This is a genomic window from Acinetobacter sp. YH01004 (assembly GCF_013420455.1).
GTDB lineage: Bacteria > Pseudomonadota > Gammaproteobacteria > Pseudomonadales > Moraxellaceae > Acinetobacter > Acinetobacter towneri.
The window spans coordinates 332,237-352,209 of the sequence record NZ_VOXZ01000002.1; the positions used below are offsets into that span (position 1 = coordinate 332,237).

13 protein-coding genes and 1 tRNA gene are annotated in these 19,973 nt (G+C 41.3%); 5 read left to right on the top strand and 9 right to left on the bottom strand.

The window, feature by feature from the left end; all coding sequences use genetic code 11:
• Positions 1–104: 104 nt before the first annotated feature.
• Entirely contained in the window at positions 105–1,721 is a 1,617-nt protein-coding gene (locus FTT71_RS02070; protein ID WP_004972047.1) for an inorganic phosphate transporter, read from the bottom strand.
• Positions 1,722–2,218: 497 nt separating this feature from the next.
• Between FTT71_RS02070 and metH the strand changes: the two genes are divergently transcribed.
• On the top strand, positions 2,219–5,908 hold the full coding sequence (metH, locus tag FTT71_RS02075) for a methionine synthase (protein ID WP_180160676.1): 3,690 nt from the start codon (positions 2,219–2,221) through the stop codon (positions 5,906–5,908).
• A 325-nt stretch (positions 5,909–6,233) separates the two neighbouring features.
• Here metH and FTT71_RS02080 read toward each other — a convergent pair whose 3' ends face one another.
• A complete protein-coding gene (locus FTT71_RS02080; protein ID WP_228291708.1) occupies positions 6,234–7,292 on the bottom strand; it encodes a restriction endonuclease in 1,059 nt (352 codons plus the stop codon).
• A gap of 65 nt (positions 7,293–7,357) precedes the next feature.
• Here FTT71_RS02080 and FTT71_RS02085 point away from each other — a divergent pair, with 65 nt between their 5' ends.
• Positions 7,358–7,780, top strand: coding sequence for a hypothetical protein (locus FTT71_RS02085; protein ID WP_179988560.1), 423 nt, complete (start codon positions 7,358–7,360; stop codon positions 7,778–7,780).
• 104 nt (positions 7,781–7,884) lie between these two features.
• Here FTT71_RS02085 and FTT71_RS02090 read toward each other — a convergent pair.
• Positions 7,885–7,974 (bottom strand) — tRNA-Ser (locus tag FTT71_RS02090).
• Between the two features lie 86 nt (positions 7,975–8,060).
• Positions 8,061–8,558 (bottom strand): transcription elongation factor GreB, encoded by a 498-nt coding sequence (gene greB / locus FTT71_RS02095; RefSeq protein WP_004972106.1) that lies wholly within the window; start codon positions 8,556–8,558, stop codon positions 8,061–8,063.
• A gap of 363 nt (positions 8,559–8,921) precedes the next feature.
• Between greB and FTT71_RS02100 the strand changes: the two genes are divergently transcribed.
• Positions 8,922–10,037, top strand: coding sequence for a transglycosylase SLT domain-containing protein (locus FTT71_RS02100; RefSeq protein ID WP_004972108.1), 1,116 nt, complete (start codon positions 8,922–8,924; stop codon positions 10,035–10,037).
• 163 nt (positions 10,038–10,200) lie between these two features.
• On the opposite strand, the gene FTT71_RS02105 is transcribed toward FTT71_RS02100, so the two are convergent.
• A complete protein-coding gene (locus FTT71_RS02105) occupies positions 10,201–10,584 on the bottom strand; it encodes an SCP2 sterol-binding domain-containing protein (protein WP_004972111.1) in 384 nt (127 codons plus the stop codon).
• Between the two features lie 248 nt (positions 10,585–10,832).
• Positions 10,833–11,753, bottom strand: coding sequence for a tRNA 2-thiocytidine(32) synthetase TtcA (ttcA, locus tag FTT71_RS02110; RefSeq protein WP_104853169.1), 921 nt, complete (start codon positions 11,751–11,753; stop codon positions 10,833–10,835).
• Between the two features lie 557 nt (positions 11,754–12,310).
• Here ttcA and FTT71_RS02115 point away from each other — a divergent pair.
• Both FTT71_RS02115 and htpX read left to right on the top strand, forming a co-directional pair.
• The gene (locus FTT71_RS02115) at positions 12,311–13,198 is read left to right on the top strand and encodes a lytic transglycosylase domain-containing protein (protein ID WP_096900985.1); all 888 of its coding nucleotides are present in this window, start codon (positions 12,311–12,313) and stop codon (positions 13,196–13,198) included.
• A 189-nt stretch (positions 13,199–13,387) separates the two neighbouring features.
• The gene (gene htpX, locus FTT71_RS02120) at positions 13,388–14,293 is read left to right on the top strand and encodes a protease HtpX (RefSeq protein WP_004972117.1); all 906 of its coding nucleotides are present in this window, start codon (positions 13,388–13,390) and stop codon (positions 14,291–14,293) included.
• A 111-nt stretch (positions 14,294–14,404) separates the two neighbouring features.
• Here the strand turns inward: htpX and FTT71_RS02125 are convergent, their stop codons facing one another.
• From FTT71_RS02125 to FTT71_RS02135, 3 genes are all read right to left on the bottom strand, one after another.
• Positions 14,405–14,995, bottom strand: coding sequence for a DUF4112 domain-containing protein (locus FTT71_RS02125; protein ID WP_004972119.1), 591 nt, complete (start codon positions 14,993–14,995; stop codon positions 14,405–14,407).
• 146 nt (positions 14,996–15,141) lie between these two features.
• The gene (mgtE, locus tag FTT71_RS02130) at positions 15,142–16,476 is read right to left on the bottom strand and encodes a magnesium transporter (RefSeq protein ID WP_180160677.1); all 1,335 of its coding nucleotides are present in this window, start codon (positions 16,474–16,476) and stop codon (positions 15,142–15,144) included.
• A gap of 164 nt (positions 16,477–16,640) precedes the next feature.
• Positions 16,641–19,742 (bottom strand): multidrug efflux RND transporter permease subunit, encoded by a 3,102-nt coding sequence (locus FTT71_RS02135; RefSeq protein WP_180160678.1) that lies wholly within the window; start codon positions 19,740–19,742, stop codon positions 16,641–16,643.
• Positions 19,743–19,973: the final 231 nt, after the last annotated feature.

A 19,973-nucleotide genomic window follows, 5' to 3' on the forward strand; every position in this document is an offset into this window, starting at 1 on the left:
AAAAACTTGCCTGCAAATATTTCTCTAGACTGATCTGCAGGTATAAAAAAAGCGCTGTATCATCACAGCGCTTTTTTCAACCACTCAAAAAAGTTGAGAATGGATTAAAACACTTTTAAGAACAACCAGAACAAGCTACCCGATAAACAAATTGTCGCAGGTAAAGTGAAAATCCAAGCCGAAAGAATTGTACGCACCATTTGGAAATTCAGACCCGATTTATTTGCCACCATGGTACCTGCCACCGCACTGTTCAGTACGTGTGTAGTTGAAACTGGCATCCCCAAACCATCTGCAGCAGCAATAGTTGACATTGCCACAAGCTCGGCAGACATACCTTGACCATAAGTCATGTGCTGCTTACCGATACGTTCACCAACAGTCACCACAATACGTTTCCAGCCGACCATCGTACCCAAGCCTAGTGCTAAGGCAACGGCAACTTTGACCCAAGTTGGAATGTATTGTAAGAATGAATCTAAATGGCTGCGGTAGCTTTTAACCACTTTTTTCTGTTCTTCCGACATTTCAGGCAAGGCATTGGCTTTGTCTAAACGCTTGAATGAAGTCGTGCTTAAATACATATCATTACGCATTTCTGCTACTTCAGCTTCAGGCACATCTTTCAAGTTGCCATATTGACCCACACGCTCACCCAAATGGTCAGTTAAGCTTGCCAAAGCAGGCACGACTTCAGGGGTAATTTCTTTGGTCTGAATATAGCTAGTGATGACCTGACGTGCTTTTTCATCTGGCATATCGACATGTTGTGCATAAATCACATCAGCTGTTTGCGTTGAAAGCTGTTGGAACGATTGAATGTGGTTTTGGTCTAACTCTTTATTTAACGAGTACGCCAACGGTACAATCCCGATCAAAATCAACATGATTAAACCCATGCCTTTTTGACCATCGTTTGAACCATGCGCAAAACTTACCCCAGTACAAGTAAAAATTAGAATGGCACGAATCAGTGGTGGTGGTGGCTTATTGCCTTCAGGCGGCTGGAACAACTCCATTTGTTTCTTGAAGATTTTTTTCACCAAGAAGAACAAAATCGCAGCAAAAGCAAAACCAATCAGTGGCGAGAACAATAAAGCCTTGCCCACTTTCATGACTTGTTCCATGTCTACGCCACTTGCACCCGCACCTGAGTTCAGCAAGTAGTTCATAATCCCCACACCTAAAATCGAACCGATTAAAGTGTGCGAACTTGAAGCAGGAATACCGAAAAACCACGTTCCTAAGTTCCAGACAATCGCGGCAATCAACATGGCAAAAACCATGGCAAAGCCTGCGCCTGAACCGACATTCATAATCAATTCGACTGGAAGTAAGGCAATAATACCGTAGGCAACTGCGCCACTGGCGACCATCACCCCAAGGAAGTTACAGAAACCCGCCCACATTACTGCCACAGGTGCAGACAGGGCATTGGTATAAATAACCGTTGCCACTGCGTTAGCTGTGTCGTGGAAACCATTCACAAATTCAAAGCCTAAGGCAATGAATAAAGCGGTCGCCAATAAAATCACCGAGTACATGCTTAGCGCAGGCACGTGGGATAAGTCCGCAGACAATTGGAAACCAATATAAATAAGGGTAGAAACGATGATCGTTAAAAACACCGGCATAAAAAATTTCGGTGTAGGCACATGAACATTGGTCGATTTAGTGGTCGACTTGTGTGCTGAATCTACAGGAGTTGGATTAGAATTCATGCAAGCAGAAAAGAGGATTTAAAATCCCCTTATTGTTCAATTAAATTGTGACAATTATATGACAAAGAGCTGCTATATAAAGCAACTTTCATACTTTATTTTCACACTTTAAGCTGTTTTTTTTGTGCATAAAATTAAAATTAACATTTAAATTTAAACACTTAGAATAAATAAACCTACTTTTCTTATGCCATTCTCTCAAATTTAGATTGTTACACCTTTGTCATATTTGCCTAAAATTTCAGACAAAATTTACCGTGAGCCAATTTTGCCTGAGCAATATGACAAAGCGATGACGCATCAAAGTAAAATCAAAATTAGAATGTTCCTCATCACAACTTTTATTTAGGTTCAAAAGCTACAGCAAAATCCTAAAAATACTGCTTTATGCACTATTTTTACGACTTCCACTCTCTCTAGTCGCTTCAAGTGCACGAAAGCCGTGCGAACTCTGCTAAAATAGCGCTCATTTCGGATTTAGTCATAAAGGGTTTTTTATGTCCACGCTTACCACCCTGAAAGCGCTTCTTGCCCAAAGAATTTTAATTATCGATGGTGCCATGGGTACTATGATTCAACGCCATCAATTGGAAGAAGCCGATTATCGTGGTGAACGCTTTGCAGATTGGGCACATGACCTTAAAGGTAACAATGACTTATTGGTACTGACCCAACCGCAAATTATTCAGGGCATTCACGAAGCCTATTTAGATGCAGGCGCAGACATTATTGAAACCAACAGCTTTAACGGCACTCGGGTTTCTATGTCTGACTACCACATGGAAGATTTAGTTCCTGAAATTAACCGTGAAGCAGCACGTTTGGCCAAAGCGGCCTGCGAAAAATATTCAACCCCAGACAAACCACGTTTTGTGGCAGGTGTACTCGGCCCGACATCTCGTACTTGTTCAATTTCACCCAATGTTAATGACCCTGCATTCCGTAACATTACGTTTGATGCACTCAAAGAAAATTATATTGAGGCTGCGCACGCCTTAATTGAAGGTGGTGCAGATATTCTGCTCATTGAAACTGTGTTTGATACCTTAAACTGTAAAGCTGCCATTTTTGCGGTCAAAGAAGTATTCAAACAACTCGGTCGTGAGTTGCCATTAATGATTTCTGGCACCATCACCGATGCCTCAGGCCGTACCTTAACGGGTCAAACTGCGGAAGCGTTCTGGAACTCAGTACGTCATGGCGATTTACTTTCAATTGGTTTTAACTGTGCCTTAGGTGCAGATGCCATGCGTCCGCACGTCAAAACTGTTTCAGACGTGGCCGATGTATTTGTTTCAGCCCACCCGAACGCAGGCTTGCCAAATGCATTTGGTGGTTATGATGAAACCCCTGAACAAACTGCAGCCTTCTTAAAAGAATTTGCAGAAAGTGGTCTCATCAATATTACAGGTGGTTGTTGTGGTACAACGCCTGACCACATTCGTGCAATTTACAATGCAGTAAAAGACATTCCACCACGTAAAATTCCAGAAATTAAACCTGCCTGTCGTTTAAGTGGTTTAGAACCATTTAACATTTATGACGACTCATTATTTGTGAACGTGGGTGAGCGTACCAACGTCACAGGCTCTAAAAAATTCCTACGTTTAATTCGTGAAGAAAATTTTGCCGAAGCTTTGGATGTTGCACGTCAACAAGTTGAAAGTGGTGCACAGATCATCGATATCAACATGGATGAAGGCATGCTCGATTCAGAAGGTGCGATGGTGCACTTCCTGAATTTGGTAGCCTCTGAGCCTGATATTTCCCGTGTACCCATCATGATTGACTCATCTAAATGGGAAATCATTGAAGCAGGCTTAAAATGCGTACAAGGTAAAGCCGTTGTTAACTCCATTTCCTTAAAAGAAGGATATGATGAGTTTGTCGAAAAAGCCCGCCTCTGCCGCCAATACGGTGCAGCCGTTATTGTGATGGCTTTTGACGAAGTGGGACAAGCCGACACAGCAGCACGTAAACGTGAAATTTGTAAACGCTCTTATGATGTGTTGGTCAATGATGTTGGCTTCCCTGCCGAAGACATTATTTTTGACCCGAACGTGTTTGCAGTTGCTACTGGTATTGAAGAACACAACAACTACGCTGTTGATTTCATTGAAGCCACAGGCTGGATTAAACAAAACTTGCCACACGCCATGATTTCGGGTGGTGTGTCGAACGTATCCTTCTCTTTCCGTGGTAACGAACCTGTACGTGAAGCCATTCACGCTGTATTCCTCTATCATGCAATTCAGCAAGGCATGACCATGGGGATTGTCAACGCAGGTCAGTTGGCCATTTACGATGACATTCCAAAAGAACTGAAAGATGCGGTTGAAGCCGTTATTCTGAACCAGAACCAAGGTGAAAGCGGTCAGGATGCCACAGAAAAACTGCTAGAAGTGGCAGAAAAATATCGTGGTCAATCAGGCGCACAAAAAGCCGAAGAAAACTTAGAATGGCGTAGTGAATCTGTCGAAAAACGTCTTGAGTACGCTTTAGTTAAAGGCATCACCACCTTTATTAATGAAGACACCGAAGAAGCGCGCCTGAAAGCCAAACGTCCATTAGATGTAATTGAAGGCCCGTTGATGGATGGCATGAACGTAGTTGGTGACTTGTTTGGTGCAGGTAAAATGTTCCTGCCACAAGTGGTGAAGTCTGCACGTGTGATGAAACAAGCCGTTGCATGGCTCAACCCGTACATCGAAGCTGAAAAAACCGAAGGTCAGTCTAAAGGTAAAGTTTTGATGGCAACGGTAAAAGGCGACGTTCACGACATTGGTAAAAATATTGTGGGCGTAGTCTTGGGCTGTAATGGATACGATATTGTCGATCTCGGTGTGATGGTACCTGCAGAAAAAATCCTGCAAACTGCCATTGACGAAAAAGTCGATATCATTGGCTTGTCTGGTCTGATTACCCCATCTTTAGATGAAATGGTTTTTGTTGCCAAAGAAATGCAGCGTAAAGGCTTTAACATTCCATTGTTGATTGGTGGCGCAACCACATCTAAAGCACATACTGCAGTTAAAATTGATCCACAGTTCTCAAATGATGCAGTGATTTATGTTGCCGATGCTTCGCGTGCCGTTGGTGTTGCGACAACCTTACTCTCCCCTGAAATGAAACCTGCTTTTGTTGCAGAGCATCGTGCGGAATACGCTAAAATTCGTGAACGTATTGCCAATAAGCAACCAAAAGCTGCGAAATTGTCGTATGCAGAAGCCATCGACAATGGTTTAAAAATTGATTGGGACAACTACACGCCTGCAGTACCAAAATTAATTGGTACACAAGTGCTGACCAATTACCCGCTTGAAACCTTGTTGCCATACTTTGACTGGACACCATTCTTTATTTCTTGGAGTTTGGCGGGCAAATTCCCGAAAATTCTGGAAGATGAAGTGGTGGGCGAAGCTGCAACCGACTTATATAACCAAGCGCAAGCCATGCTCAAAGATATTATTGCAAATAATCGCTTTGATGCACGTGCAGTCTTTGGGATTTACCCTGCCAACCGTTCTGCGGCAGATTCAGTACAAGTATATGATGCAGCACGTAATCAAGTAACGCACACCTTCCATCATATTCGCCAACAGTCTGACAAAGTCACAGGCAAACCAAACTTGTCTTTGGCAGACTTTGTTGCAACTGCAGAGCAAGGGCAAGATTACTTGGGCGGCTTTACCGTGTCGATTTTTGGTGCGGAGGAAATGGCCAATGAGTTTAAAGCCAAAGGGGATGATTATTCTGCCATTTTGGTGCAGTCTTTGGGTGACCGTTTTGCAGAAGCATTTGCAGAGCATTTGCATGAGCGTATTCGTAAAGAATTCTGGGGCTATCAGCCGAATGAGCAGCTAAGCAATGAAGAGCTGATTAAAGAGAAATATGTAGGGATTCGTCCTGCACCGGGCTATCCTGCGTGCCCTGAGCACTCTGAAAAAGCCACACTGTTTAACTGGTTAGGTTCGACTGAAAAGATTGGCACACAGCTGACCAGCAGCTTTGCGATGTGGCCGCCTTCATCTGTGAGTGGCTTCTACTATGCCAACCCTGCTTCTGAGTACTTTAACGCAGGTAAAATCTCGTTAGATCAGCTTGAAGATTACGCACAGCGTAAAGGCTGGAGTTTAGATGAAGCGAAGCGTTGGTTAGCTCCAAACTTGGATGATTCGATTAATTAATTGCTTTATGCCGCTTGGGTAGTACATCGGCCCATGCGCTCTACATAATGTCATTTCAAAAACCAGTGAATTGTAAAATTCACTGGTTTTTTGTTAAAAGGAAGTTTTAGCTAAATTGCATCAAATTATTGGAAGATCGTAATCCCCCTAAAATAAAATAATCTAAAAGTAGAATTTTCTTTTAAGATTCATGTACGTATGACTACATTAAATAAATTTACGGACTTAGACAGACCACATATCCGAGTTGTTACTTAAATTTGAATGGATTTCGGAAAATTCGGCTTCTGAATGTTTAGGCAACAAATCCTGACGATACCAGGAATTAGTCACCAATATCAGGAATAAAAACCTGCTTTAAAGGGATTAAAGCTCTATATTGTGGTTTAAAATCTTCATAATAACGATAAATTAACTCTACAATCTCTTTACCATCAATAAGTCTTAACCGTGATTTATTCGTAGCTTTACTCTTTGCTTGATTACTATAACTTCCAAGATTAACAAATAAAGCATATTCGCCATCTTCAAGAGTACCTAAAAGTTGATTTATTTCAGGTAAGCCATTAGATGTTAAAGTTTTTTTACATTGAACCTTAATAATAGGGGGTTCGAAGCCAAGTGTATCCTTGTGAGCAATAACATCAACACCGCCATCACCCGACCTCTGAGTAACCCTAGCAACATACCCCATGCATTCAAGCAAATGAGCGACAAATTCTTCAAACTGATAACCGTTTAAATGTTGATGTAATCTGCGAATAATAAAATCTTCAGTTGAATATTTTGCTGTTTCATTAATTACTTTAGTTACTGTTTCATCATCGGGTATTTCTTCTTGTTCTAATTCTTGCTCTTGTAACTCAACTATTGGGTCTTTATTTATTGTAGCTTGGTATTCAATACCTACAGCATTTAAAAAATCACCTGCTGTTTTCTTAATTTCAAACAACGTAATGTAAGCACCAATTTCATATAACGCTACTTGAGAAAAATTGTTACGTGGGACTCCATTAGGTGTTAGCCATGTTACAGGACGACGATTTAAATAAGCATCTTCGTCTTCAGAATTAGCTCTCTCATAATCTCCACTAATAATACCAATATAGACCAATCTATCCGATTTGCATGGGTATACCACATAATCTCCTGTTTTTACCACATGCATAAATCTGTAAATTGTGGCTACCTGAGTTCGGATAGAAGGCATTGAAGAATCAGGTTGCTTTGCTTGCAAAGCAAATTTAAAGGCTTCCCTATCAGCATCAATCTGACTTAAATCACCTAACTCTGACCAGCCAACTCCAATGTAATTTTTTTCAACTGGCTCAGTTCCAACATGTACGCCCATGTGTACACCCCAAACAGTCGGAGTATCAGACATTTATTAACCTTAAATACTTGTAATTTATGCCGTTCAGCATATCTTAAATAAGGATTAATTTGAATATGAGTATTATTGTGGGTATCGTTTCTGAGTTTAAAAAATTTGATGCTGATCTTAAAAATCCGAACTGGTCAGTATCTTCAATTAGCTCTAATAATGAGCTAATTGTTAGTTTATGGGGTCATAAACCTTTATTATCTAAACATCCAACTGAAAGAAAACAGGTTTATCGTGACCGTATTGATAGATGGTCTGGTAATGGACGTAATGAATTTAAGAAAAACCTTGATCTTGCATTAGAAGAAAAATTAAAAATTAGACCTATTATAGCTATGCTCGATAAAAGCTCGGATTTTCAAAATATTTTAGATGGCAAAGATGGCAGCCAATACCCTAAAAGATTTAATGCAAAAACCAATTGGATCGGTGAATTAACTATTTGGGATGGTATCCAATTTGAGATTGTATTTAGTCTTGAACAATAATTTAAACTCAAACCAAGTTTTTATTATGCTTACTACAGGCTTACCTTGCATAAACCCCAAATACAACAAAGCCCTGAGTATGTCAGGGCTAAGTCATTGATATTTGGCGGAAGCGGTGAGATTCGAACTCACGGAGGACTCACACCCTCGTCGGTTTTCAAGACCGGTGCATTAAACCGCTCTGCCACGCTTCCAATGGCGGCTATCATATAAAGAAAAATTCAGCTTGGCAAATATTTTCTAAAAATTATGATCCAAATGTTCAAAATAAAATCAAAAATCAGTCATTTTCTGCAATTTCAGGCTTTTCATAGCGTATCGAATTAATAAACCAGCTCTTTTTGCCTAACGGCGTCTGCACTTCCACCTCATCATCTACCTGTTTAGACAACAAAGCTCTAGCCATAGGTGAATCAATCGAAATATGTTGTGGATGATGATCATAAATTTCATCCACGCCCACAATTCTCAAGGTCTTTTGCTCGCCTTGTTCATTTTCAATTTCGACCCATGCGCCAAAATATACTTTACCCTCTTGTTCTGGTGCAAAATCGACAATACGCAGCTCTTCTAAACGCTTGCCCAAATAACGTACCCGACGGTCAATTTTACGCAAAAGCTGTTTGTTATATTGGTAATCTGCGTTTTCAGAGCGATCGCCGAGACTTGCCGCCCAGTTTACTTTTTTGGTGATTTCAGGGCGTTCTTCATGCCACAAATGCTGTAACTCTGCCACGAGTTTATCGTGTCCAGAACGTGTAATTAAGTTAGATTTCATGGTGTTTTTGCAGCCGATTTTTTACATTTGGTTAACATCAATCCTATATTTTATTGCATTTTTATACACAATAAAAATTTATAAAATTTATTTCTCAATGAAATGAATATCTTATGTTACATTTTTCAAAAAATTTATGTACAAAATTTGACATCCAAAATTTTCATCTTTATTATTCGCACATCTTTTAGTTTTGATCACTTTTTAACCTGTGTATAAATTTTACACATTTTCCCTTTAATCCCAAGTCATTTTGAATGACGTCATGACTGCCCAACCCTTATTGAATTTATCAAACTTGAAAAAGTTTAAGGTGTGTTGCCTTTGCTTTTTAGGGCATAAATTACTTGTAGCGGAGCCAACATGCACAGTAGTTCAACGTCTGGGTCTAGGCTTAGCCTTCACTCATTTTTTAATCGCCTCCCATTCAAAGTCCTCGCTTTCAGTACTGTTCTTCTCCCATTCCACAGTATTAACGCAGGCAAAGCCGTTCATCAATTTGACAGCGTCGTCAATCAGAACAAATTGACCGTTGTGTCTGTGGAAAATCCAACCACAGTGTTTAAAGATGGACAACATTTACATGGCTTTGGTTATGACCTTGTGCGTAACTATGCCGACAGCATGAATGTGAAACTCGAATTTAAAACGGTAAGCGACAATGCGACCGCTTTAAAATGGGTGTCTTCTGGTAAAGCGAACTTTGCCATGACCACGTCGAGTATCCAAAGCATCGAAAAGCAGCAACTCACGGCATTTTCTGCCAGTTGTGGCGATTTAAATACTTTAAAGCGTAATGGTTTAAATAGTGAGCTGAACTGGGTGTTTAAACACGCAGATGATCCTCTTAGCCAAACCGCAAGCAACTTTGTTTGTCGTGGCAAGCAAAACGGCTCAATTACCCAATTGGCTTCATTTTATAATCGTAATGTGGTCAAACAAGAATCGTGGGATGTAATCCAGCGGGATTTGCGTAATCGTTTACCTTTATATAAGGCCAACTTTAAAAAGACTGCCACGCAGTACGATTTAGACTGGCATCTTTTGGCGGCAATTGGTTATCAGGAATCTTACCTCAAACCCAACTCGGTTTCGCCAACAGGTGTGCGCGGTATTATGATGCTGACCAATAATACAGCCAAAGCGATGGGCGTAAGCAACCGTACCGATCCTGCACAAAGTATTCAGGGTGGTGCTAAGTATTATGACCAAATGCTGAGCCGTTATGAGCATATTCCATTTCCTGATCGTAACTGGTATGCCCTAGTCGCTTATAACATGGGTCCTGGTGCAGTCAGTCAAATTCAGAAGCGTATTCGCTCACAAGGCAAAAACCCGAACAATTGGGTTAACCTATATGCGTATTTAGACCGTAACAAAGCGAGCAACGGTCGTTATCGTCAAGCAGTGCAATATGTGACTCGTATTCGCGCCTACCTTGAGCATATTAAGACCACACCGCAATTGGTGAATATCTAAAATTTACCTCGCGTGATTGAGTTGCAGTGTATATCAGCTGCAATTCAAACATGAATAATGCGCTGTTAAAGCTGCAGTGCATAAAAAAGCCTAGTTGATACTTCAGCTAGGCTTTTTTGTACTATAGCGGGAAATTCGCCTGCTACAGCGTAAATCGCTTGAATTAAGCAGATTGCTCAAGAATCTTCTTAAATAAGTCTTTTTGTTCTTGGCTTGGTTTTGCAGTTTGTAATGCCATTAATTGTGACATATCGCCCTGTACTTTGATTTTACCTGTCATAAAGGCTTGCATAGCAGCCGCCATGTCAAACTCTAGGAATACTTTACGTAAAGTTTCCGCATCCATATTTAATGTTGTTTTTGCGTTGTCCGCCAAACCTTTTTGGATTTTACCGCCATCTAAAGACAATTCTGTGTTGCCTGCAGCATCAGTCACCACTAAGTTAATTGCCAGATTTGCAAGTGCTGGAGGTAGGTTTAAATCACCAGCTTGAGCCGTTAAATTTTCTACAGTTGCAAACCAATCATCAGTTAAAAAAGCAGGCATGATTTTTCCTCAATATATTTGTGCATGTGTGTTGTCTATCCAGACACCATCATTATTAAGCTGTTTTGCTTGCTGATTGTTATAGCATGAACCTTTCGTGAAAGGCTAAGAAATTTTGTACGGGACGTTCAGTTTTTGTATTTTTAGTCGAAATGACGACTTTCTCAAATAAATCAAATTCATAAAAAAACACCAAGCTCTGGCTTGGTGTTGATTACATTTTAAAGGGATTGACAGGCTGTTATCGCTTAGTCTGCAGCGTAGCCTAAATTGACCATATTGATGCGTTTGTTTTGCTCTGCTGCGTTTTGTTCGGCCTGATCGGCAAAATCAAATACGCGCTGGCTGTCTAACGCTTCAAAGTCGAATAATTCACGGTCTGCCAACTGCGATGGCGATACATTCTGTAATGCGCCAAAAATACTGTGCAAACGCTTAGGATGTGCTTTATCCCACTCACGTAACATGTCGTTAATAATGGCACGCTGTAAGTTTTCCTGTGAACCACACAAGTTACACGGAATAATTGGGAATTTACGCATTTCTGCATATTTAATGATGTCTTTTTCTTCCACATAAGCCAGTGGACGAATCAGCATATTTTTCTTGTCTGATGACAACAACTTCGGTGGCATGGCTTTTAAGCTACCGCCATGGAACAAGTTTAAGAAAAAAGTCGCCAAAATATCATCACGGTGATGCCCAAGCGCCACTTTGGTTGCCCCTATTTCCTGCGCAAAGCCATACAAAGAACCACGACGCAAACGCGAACACACTGCACAGTAAGTTTTACCTTCAGGCGTTAAACGCTTGGTGATGCTATAGGTGTCTTTTTCTAATATGTAATATGGGATGTTATTTTCTTCTAAATAACGCGGCAATACATCTTCAGGGAAGCCTGGTTGCTTTTGGTCTAAGTTCACAGCCACCACATCAAAATTGATGGGTGCGATGCGCTTGAACTGCAACATAATGTCCAACAAGGTATAACTGTCTTTACCACCAGAAATACACACCATGACTTTATCGCCATCTTCAATCATGTTGAAGTCACGAATCGCATGCCCGACTTGACGACGCAGCTTTTTCAACAAACGATAATACGCAGAGCTGGTTGGAAGTTCTGGTTTGAAATTAAAGCCTTGATCGGACTCAACTGGTGAGAACATAGACGCGATTAACCCATGAAAAAAATTACCGCGCAATTTTAGCCGATTCAGACCAATCCCGCATCAAAAGAATGTAATTTCATCGCAATCTTCCTTTTCGTCAAAGAACTTAATTTCTGACTGCGCGTTCATTTCTGTTTACACACTTTATTTCTATCTGCGCAGATCGTTTTTTTCTGTGGCAAGTTTGAACCCTCAGGTTCACTTTTTCGCCAAGATGCTTATCTTTTGGACTTTTCCACAGTTTTCCACAAAAGCTGTGGATAACTTTGTGGATTTAAAACAACTTGACAACGCCTCTTGCCGTTATTCTAAGGCTTCTCTTTAAATTGATTACTTTTTGATCGATTTTATTTTAATTTAAAATCATACACTTAAGTGTGTCAAGCTGATCCAATTAAAAAAAAATAAATATTTTTTTTGATTACTCTGTCAGCAATTAAGCTTGATTTTTTTCGACACTACTGTAAATGAATTTGTACAAAGCCTTTTCATCTGTGAGATTTTTGTTAAACTCCTATTAACTGTTTGGGGACAGCTTTTAGTGTATTCACAGCATGAACAATAAAATTAATGCCTTTTTACTGTATATTTTGGGGACTGCCAGCATCATGCCTTTGGCAACGACAACGCACGCAGGTCAAATTTATATGTATAAGGACAGCAATGGCAGTACCTTGCTGACTAACCGCAAAAGTGCAGATCGTTCACTGACAAAAGTAAAAGTCACATATTATCCAGACAGCAATATTCACAGTTATCGCAACTGGGGCAATTCCGAAGCGTCGGTATTGCCAAGTTATAGCCGCAATAAAAACGCCTTTGACCACATTATTCAGCAAGCAGCACAACAACACGGTGTTTCAGAAGGTCTAATTAAAGCAGTGATGCATACCGAATCAGGTTTTAATGTCAACGCCCGCTCGCCTGTCGGTGCACAAGGTCTAATGCAGCTCATGCCTGCGACAGCACGACGTTTTAATGTCAGCAACGCTTATGACCCGCATGAAAACATTATGGCGGGTGCAAAATACTTGGCTTGGTTACTCAAACGCTTTAATGGCAACACCACTTTAGCTTTGGCGGGTTATAACGCGGGCGAAGGCAATGTTGCAAAATACGGCGGTGTACCACCTTTTCGTGAAACTCAGGACTATGTACGTCGTGTGACCAGTCGTTATAGCAACCTGTATGCCAACGGTGTTAGTGCAAGTGCTAATAACAATGCGATTACGGCAAATAACAATAGCAATACTCAGAGTCAAAATGCACAAGTGATTGCGCAGTCAGACAATTACACTGCCAGTAATCATCAAGTGGCGGCAAACAAACGCCCACAACGTCAAATTATTATGGCCGCCGATGGTCGCTTTACCGATGCACCTGCAGGTTCATACGCGACAGGGAATGCCACGGCTTCGGCACGTATTTTTATTTCAGAATAAAAGCTGCAGCACTTCATTTGAGCTTGCGGCAACGCAAGCCTTTTTGAAATGCCAATTGCAGTATCAGCGCAAAATATTTTTAGTACAGTTTTATTATTTTTTCTTGAATTTTTAATACATACACCGCATATTTACGGCATGGTTTATTAATAAATCAGATTACATTTTTAATATAAGAGGATTTACTCAATGATGCGGATTGGTTTGTTCTTGCTAACCAACCTCGCGGTACTGGTTGTAGCTGGCATAATTTTGTCACTCTTCGGTGTCGGTAGTTACCATGGCGCGGGTGGCTTAAACCTAGGCAACCTGTTGGTCATCTGTTTTGTCTTTGGTATGGTTGGCTCTTTAATTTCACTATTCATGTCTAAATGGATGGCGAAAAAAACAACTGGGACTGAATTAATTGACCCGAATGCACCTCGTAACCAAGCTGAAGCGTGGTTATTAAATGAAGTCGCGCAGTTGTCGCAACGTGCTGGTATCAAAATGCCAGAAGTGGGTATTTTCCCTTCTTACCAATCGAATGCTTTTGCAACAGGTTGGAATAAAAACGATGCTTTAGTGGCTGTATCTACAGGGCTGCTTGAGCGTATGAACAAAGATGAATTACGAGCAGTTTTGGCACACGAAATTGGTCACGTTGCCAATGGCGACATGGTGACCTTGGCACTCATTCAAGGTGTGGTCAACGCATTCGTCATGTTCTTTGCCCGTGTTGCAGGTGACTTCATTGACCGTAACGTATTTGGTCGTGAAGACGGCGAAGCACCTGGCTTGGCTTATTTTGCAATTACCATTGTACTGGATATCGTATTTGGTATTTTGGCCTCTTCAATCGTGATGTGGTTCTCGCGTCAACGTGAATACCGTGCCGATGAAGCAGGTGCACGTTTGGCAGGTAAGCAAGCCATGATTTCTGCATTATTACGTTTACAGGCAGAATCTGAAATGCCTGATGCAATGCCAAAAGAAATGAAAGCTTTTGCGATTTCTGCAGGTAAAGAAGAAGGTTTTAGCTTGGCAGCGTTATTCCAAACTCACCCAAGCATTGAACAACGTGTTGCAGCTTTACAGCAATTAAATTTACCTTAATACTGCTAGCAAGATATTGTAACAGCGACACCAAAAAGCTTCCTCAGGGAAGCTTTTTTCATGTCTGTAAATTAGATCTGCCAGATGGTTTTGTACTTTAAACAGGTTCATTTAAACAGCAAAACTTTGTGACCAGTGCCACAACCAACTTGCACCGAGCCATGCTGCCCAAATAAAGAAAATAAGAAAAATCACACCAAGCAAATCAGGCAAATGTAGCCACAGCCATGCCACTACAGGATTACGCCAAAATGCTGACTGCTGCTGTTTACGTTCCAATCGCTCATGTAAAAAAGGATGTACCACATGATGCTCACTGTGAATCTGATATTCTTCACGGATATGCGTATGCACTACATCTAAAGCTTTACGGCTTGGACGAATAAATACATCAAATACTGTGCCGACAATTGGCACAAAACCAACTACTGCATCCATCACAGCAAGTTTAATCACGGGAGTGAGTTTGGTTTGTGGTACACCAATTTGTTTGGCTTTATAAATCGCATAACAGGTCAGTGCAAAACCTGCGACATCCCCCGCGACAGGTACAGTGCCTAATGCGGCATCTGCTCCCACGCCCTGCTTGGTAAATGGAATACGCACCACAGAATCCATCATATTGGCAAACTTGGCTAAATCGCGCTCTAAGCGAATCACCTCTTGCTGGCTAAGTTTTTTTGAAGATGCAGGTTCTGGCATAGAAAACGTATCGTTGGGTAAATGCAATCTACTTGAGAATAAAGCAGTTTTTTACTCAGGTCTGTTATGATTTTATAAACAGAATTTTGATCAATGCAAAAAGTTTTAAGATGAGGTCTTGAATAAGTCATCATCACCGACAGTGTTTAAAGTAACAACTGTGAAGCAATAAATAAGTACACCACCACGCCCGTTGCATCACAAATCGAGGTTACCAAAGGCGCAGAGGCACTGGCAGGGTCTAGTTTCAGGCGATGCAAAATAAAAGGCAAACTCATGCCAATTAAACAGCCCATCAGCACAATGCCCAGCATACTCAGTGCCAATACCACAGACACCATCATATCGCCACGGTAATAGCCTAAAATTGAAACCGCAAAAGCCATAGTTCCACCCAAACATAGCGCCACCAAACTTTCACGTCCGAGTAAATGCAGCCAATCTTTAAATTGCACATCACCTGTAGCCAGTGCCCGTACCATTAAGGTCGCAGACTGAGAACCCGCATTACCACCACTACCGACCAAAAGCGGCAAGAAAAAAACCAGTACAATATGTGCTGCAATAATGTCTTCATAATGCGCAATGCCAATTCCAGACAATAAACTGCCAAATACCAAAATCACCAACCAAAACACACGTTTGCGATATAAAAATAAAATTGGCGCAGTTTTTATACTCATGCCAGGTGAAGACGCTACCGCACTTGATTTTAAAAAGTCTTCTGTAGTTTCTGCCTGTACCACGTCCATCGCATCATCATAGGTGACAATCCCCAGTAAATGCTGTGCATCATCTACAATCGGTAAGGCCAAAAAATCATAATGGCTGAGTTTTTGCGCGATACTTTCCTGATCTTCAGTCACCAAACCTGTGACCAAATCGGTGCACATCACATTTTTAATTTTTTGTTCAGGCGGGTTTTGAATAATTTCCCTTAAAGAAATAACCCCCAATAGTTTCATTAGTTCATCGACAATATAAATCAGGTACAAAGTTTCCCGATCTGTGGTCATTCTGCGCAATTCATCTATAGCTTGCTGCATGTTCAGTTCTGGCGAGAGCACCACGAAATCCGAACTCATAATCGCGCCCGCAGATTCTTCAGGATAGCGCGCTAAAGTCTGAATCTGTGCGCGTTTTTCTTCCGTAATGTGTAAGCTGACAAAACGCTGTAAATGCGGAGAAAGTAACTTAAATAAGTCGGTGCGGTCATCTGAATGCATGGCTGAAATCAGTTTGACCAATTGCTGCGGTGCCATCGCCTCTGCAATTTGATGTTGCGAATGCAGTGGTAAAAACTCCATCACCAAGGCAGCACTGTCAATTTGTTCAATTAAACTCAGCTGTGCTTTCAGACTCAAGTGCTGCATTAAGTCGGCTAAATCGGCAGGGTTGATACCATCGATCAAGCTGCGCACTGTACTTGACTGATGTAATTGCAAGGCTTGTTCTAACTGTTCAGCGTGCAGATTGGTCATTAATCTCACCCACTCCATCATTCCAAAACGTAAAATGAAGAATGGGCAAAGTTTCTCAGCCCAAACCAACCCTTAAAAACCCGAAAATCTGTAGATTTATACAAGATTTTTAGCGTTTCATATCATAGCCTATAATTTTGCTAAGTGCCTAATAAAAAACATCTTTAGTTTATGGGTGATGAACGATTCACTTGAAATATAGAACGAACCAGCACATACATAAACGGAATAAAAACAAGCACTAAAATTGTGCCAAAAATAACTCCACCTAAAACACTCACCCCAATTTCCTGACGGCTTGCTGCACCTGCACCAAAGGCAAATACTAGCGGCAAAATACCTGCACCAAATGCCAATGAGGTCATTAAAATAGGTCTGAGCCGTAAGCTTGCACCTTCTAAAGCGGCTTGAATCACCTGTTTGCCTTGTTGCTGTGCAGCCGAAGCAAACTCCACAATTAAAATGGCATTTTTACATGACAAACCAATGGTGGTAAGCAAGGCAATTTGGAAATAAATGTCGTTCGGGAAACCTGCCAAATAGCTGAAAATAATATTTCCACCAATTCCTAAAGGAATGGCACTCATCACGGCTGTTGGAATACTCCAACTTTCATACAAGGCAGCAAGGCATAAGAAAATAAATCCGATGGAAATCAAATACAGTAACAAAGCCTGATTGCTGGACTGATTTTCTTCAAAAGACAACCCACTCCATGCCAAGTCAATGCCCTGCTGCGCCACCATCTGTTCTAAATCACGCATCGCCTGCCCTGAGCTATATCCTTCGGCAGTATCGGCTTCCATTTGCACGGCGCTATACCCCATAAAACGATTGACGACTTCTGGCCCACCGCTCCAACTGAGTTGAGCAAACTGGCTAAAAGGTACCATTTGATTTTGCTGACTGCGTACCGACCATTGATTCAAATCTTCAGGTTTACCACGAAATTCGGCATCACCCTGCATAATCACACGTTTAATTCGACCACGGTCAATAAAGTCGTTGATATAACTACCGCCCCAAGCTGCCGCTAAGGTACTGTTAATCGCCGTTTGATTTAAACCTGCTGCCATCGCCTGTTTCTGATCAATCGTGACGTTTAACTCCGCTTTTTCAGGATTGGCACGTTGATCTAAATTTTTAAAGCTTTGATATTGAGCGGCTTGCTGCTGTAAATTTTGAAATTGCTGGGTTAAAAAATCACGTCCTGTACCATTCACATCTCGCATCCAAAACTCTAAGCCATCGGTTTGTCCCAAACCACGGACTGCCGCGGGCATACCAATGGTAATTTGTGCATTGGGGTGCTGTCGAAAATGCTGCATGGCACGTTCACGAATGGCTTGTGCAGTATGTTGCTGCCCTTGACGCTCATCCCAATGTTTTAGCGCAATAAAACCCTGACCTAAATTCTGCCCTGTTCCCGAAAAATTACGTCCATAACGAATCATCACCAAATCAACATTGTGGGCTTCATGCTGCATAAAGTATTCGCGTATGCTTTCGCCCACTTCACGACTTTTAGACAACGGCGCACCTTCCTGTAATTTAAATTGCACCGACAACATGCCCTGATCTTCATTCGGGATAAAACTGGTAGGTAAGGCACGGTAAAACAAGGCAAACACCGTCAGTAAACCTGCAAAAATAACCAGACACATCGCTTTATGCTGAATCGTCCAGCCTGATAATTTGAGATAGTGTTGTTTTAAGCGTTCCAGTTTTTGATTAAACCAGATGGCCCATTGGGCTGGTTGTGGATTGGGTTTTAAAATCAAGGCACACAAGGCAGGCGTTAAAATTAAGGCCACGCCTAAAGACAGTGCCATCGCAGTGACTAAGGTGATGGAAAACTGGCGATAAATTACTCCAGTCGAACCACCAAAAAATGCCATTGGAATAAATACTGCGGTCAAAACCAAGGTAATGCCGACCAAAGCACCGCTAATTTCCTGCATAGATGCGATAGATGCCTGTTTAGCCGAGAGCTGCTGTTCGTGCATTAAACGCTCGACGTTTTCGACCACGACAATCGCATCATCCACCAATAAACCAATCGCTAAAACCAAAGCGAATAAGGTCAGCGTGTTAATACTTAGGCCAAAGAGTTGCAACACGGCCATAGTGCCTAAAATCACCACAGGCACGGTTACGGTAGGAATGAGCGTCGCGCGCCAGTTTTGTAAAAACAAGAACATCACGATGACAACTAAAATCACCGCTTCAATTAAAGTTTTCACCACTTCATTAATTGATTCCTGCACGAAAGGCGTGTTATCTCGTGGATAGACAATTTGGTAACCTTCGGGCAATTGTTGTTTTAAATGCTCAATTTGTTTTTGAATTAAGGCTGAAGTTTGTAACGCATTGGCACCAGACGATAAAGAAATCCCCATCCCTGCCGATGGAAAACCATTAATGGTATTAAAGTTTTGATAATTTTCTGCACCGAGTTCTATACGTGCCACATCTTTTAAATAAACAAAGCCACCTGCCTGATCTGCTTTTAAAATAATATTTTCAAATTCTTCTACCGTTTTTAAGCGTGAACCTGAGGTGACTTTGGCATTGAGATATTGTTCTTGTGCTGTGGGTAATTCACCAATTGCGCCTGCTGCGACTTGGGTATTTTGTGCCAATACTGCAGCACGTACATCACTTGGCATGAGTGCGTATTGTTTTAACTTTAACGGATTCAGCCAAATCCGCATTGCATATTGTGCACCAAAAACATCGACCTCACCCACACCTTCAATGCGTGCCAACTCTTGCTCTAAATGACTCATCATATAGTCAGACAAGGCAATATTGCTGCTTTTGGCTGTGGCATCGTACAGCCCAATGACCATGTGGGTATCACCCAATGATTTAAAGACATTTACCCCCTGACGCTGCACATCTTCAGGTAAGCGGTTAATTGCGCCATTAATCGCATTTTGTACCTGGACTTGTGCGGTATCGGGGTTGGTACCATTTTCAAAGCTAATGCTGATGCGACTTCGTCCTGAAGAATCACTGCTAGAACTGAAATACAGTAAGTGATCTAAGCCTTTAATTTGCTGTTCCAAAACCTGTGTGACGCTTTCTTCAACAGTTTCTGCCGAAGCTCCTGTATACGTTGCGCTGACGGTGATACGAGGTGGTGCAATGTCTGGGTAGCGTTCTACAGGTAAATTTAATACTGAAAAAATCCCGAGTGCCATCACCACAATGGCGAGCACACCTGCAAAAATAGGACGTTCAATAAAAAATTTAGACAACATAAAACTGGATCACTTATAGATGGCAATGTTGATATTTAAATATGAAATGAATCAAGTGGATGAAGATCATCAAAAAAACTTGAAACCGTTTTTCAAATTAACACAGCAAAATAGAACTTCGATGACTGCATATCAAAAAATCTAGTTTTGTCACAAAAATATTGATTGGTCTTCATTTTTTCTCACAGATTTAGTATTTGACCTCCCAATTTTGGGATAGCTCCTAGATTC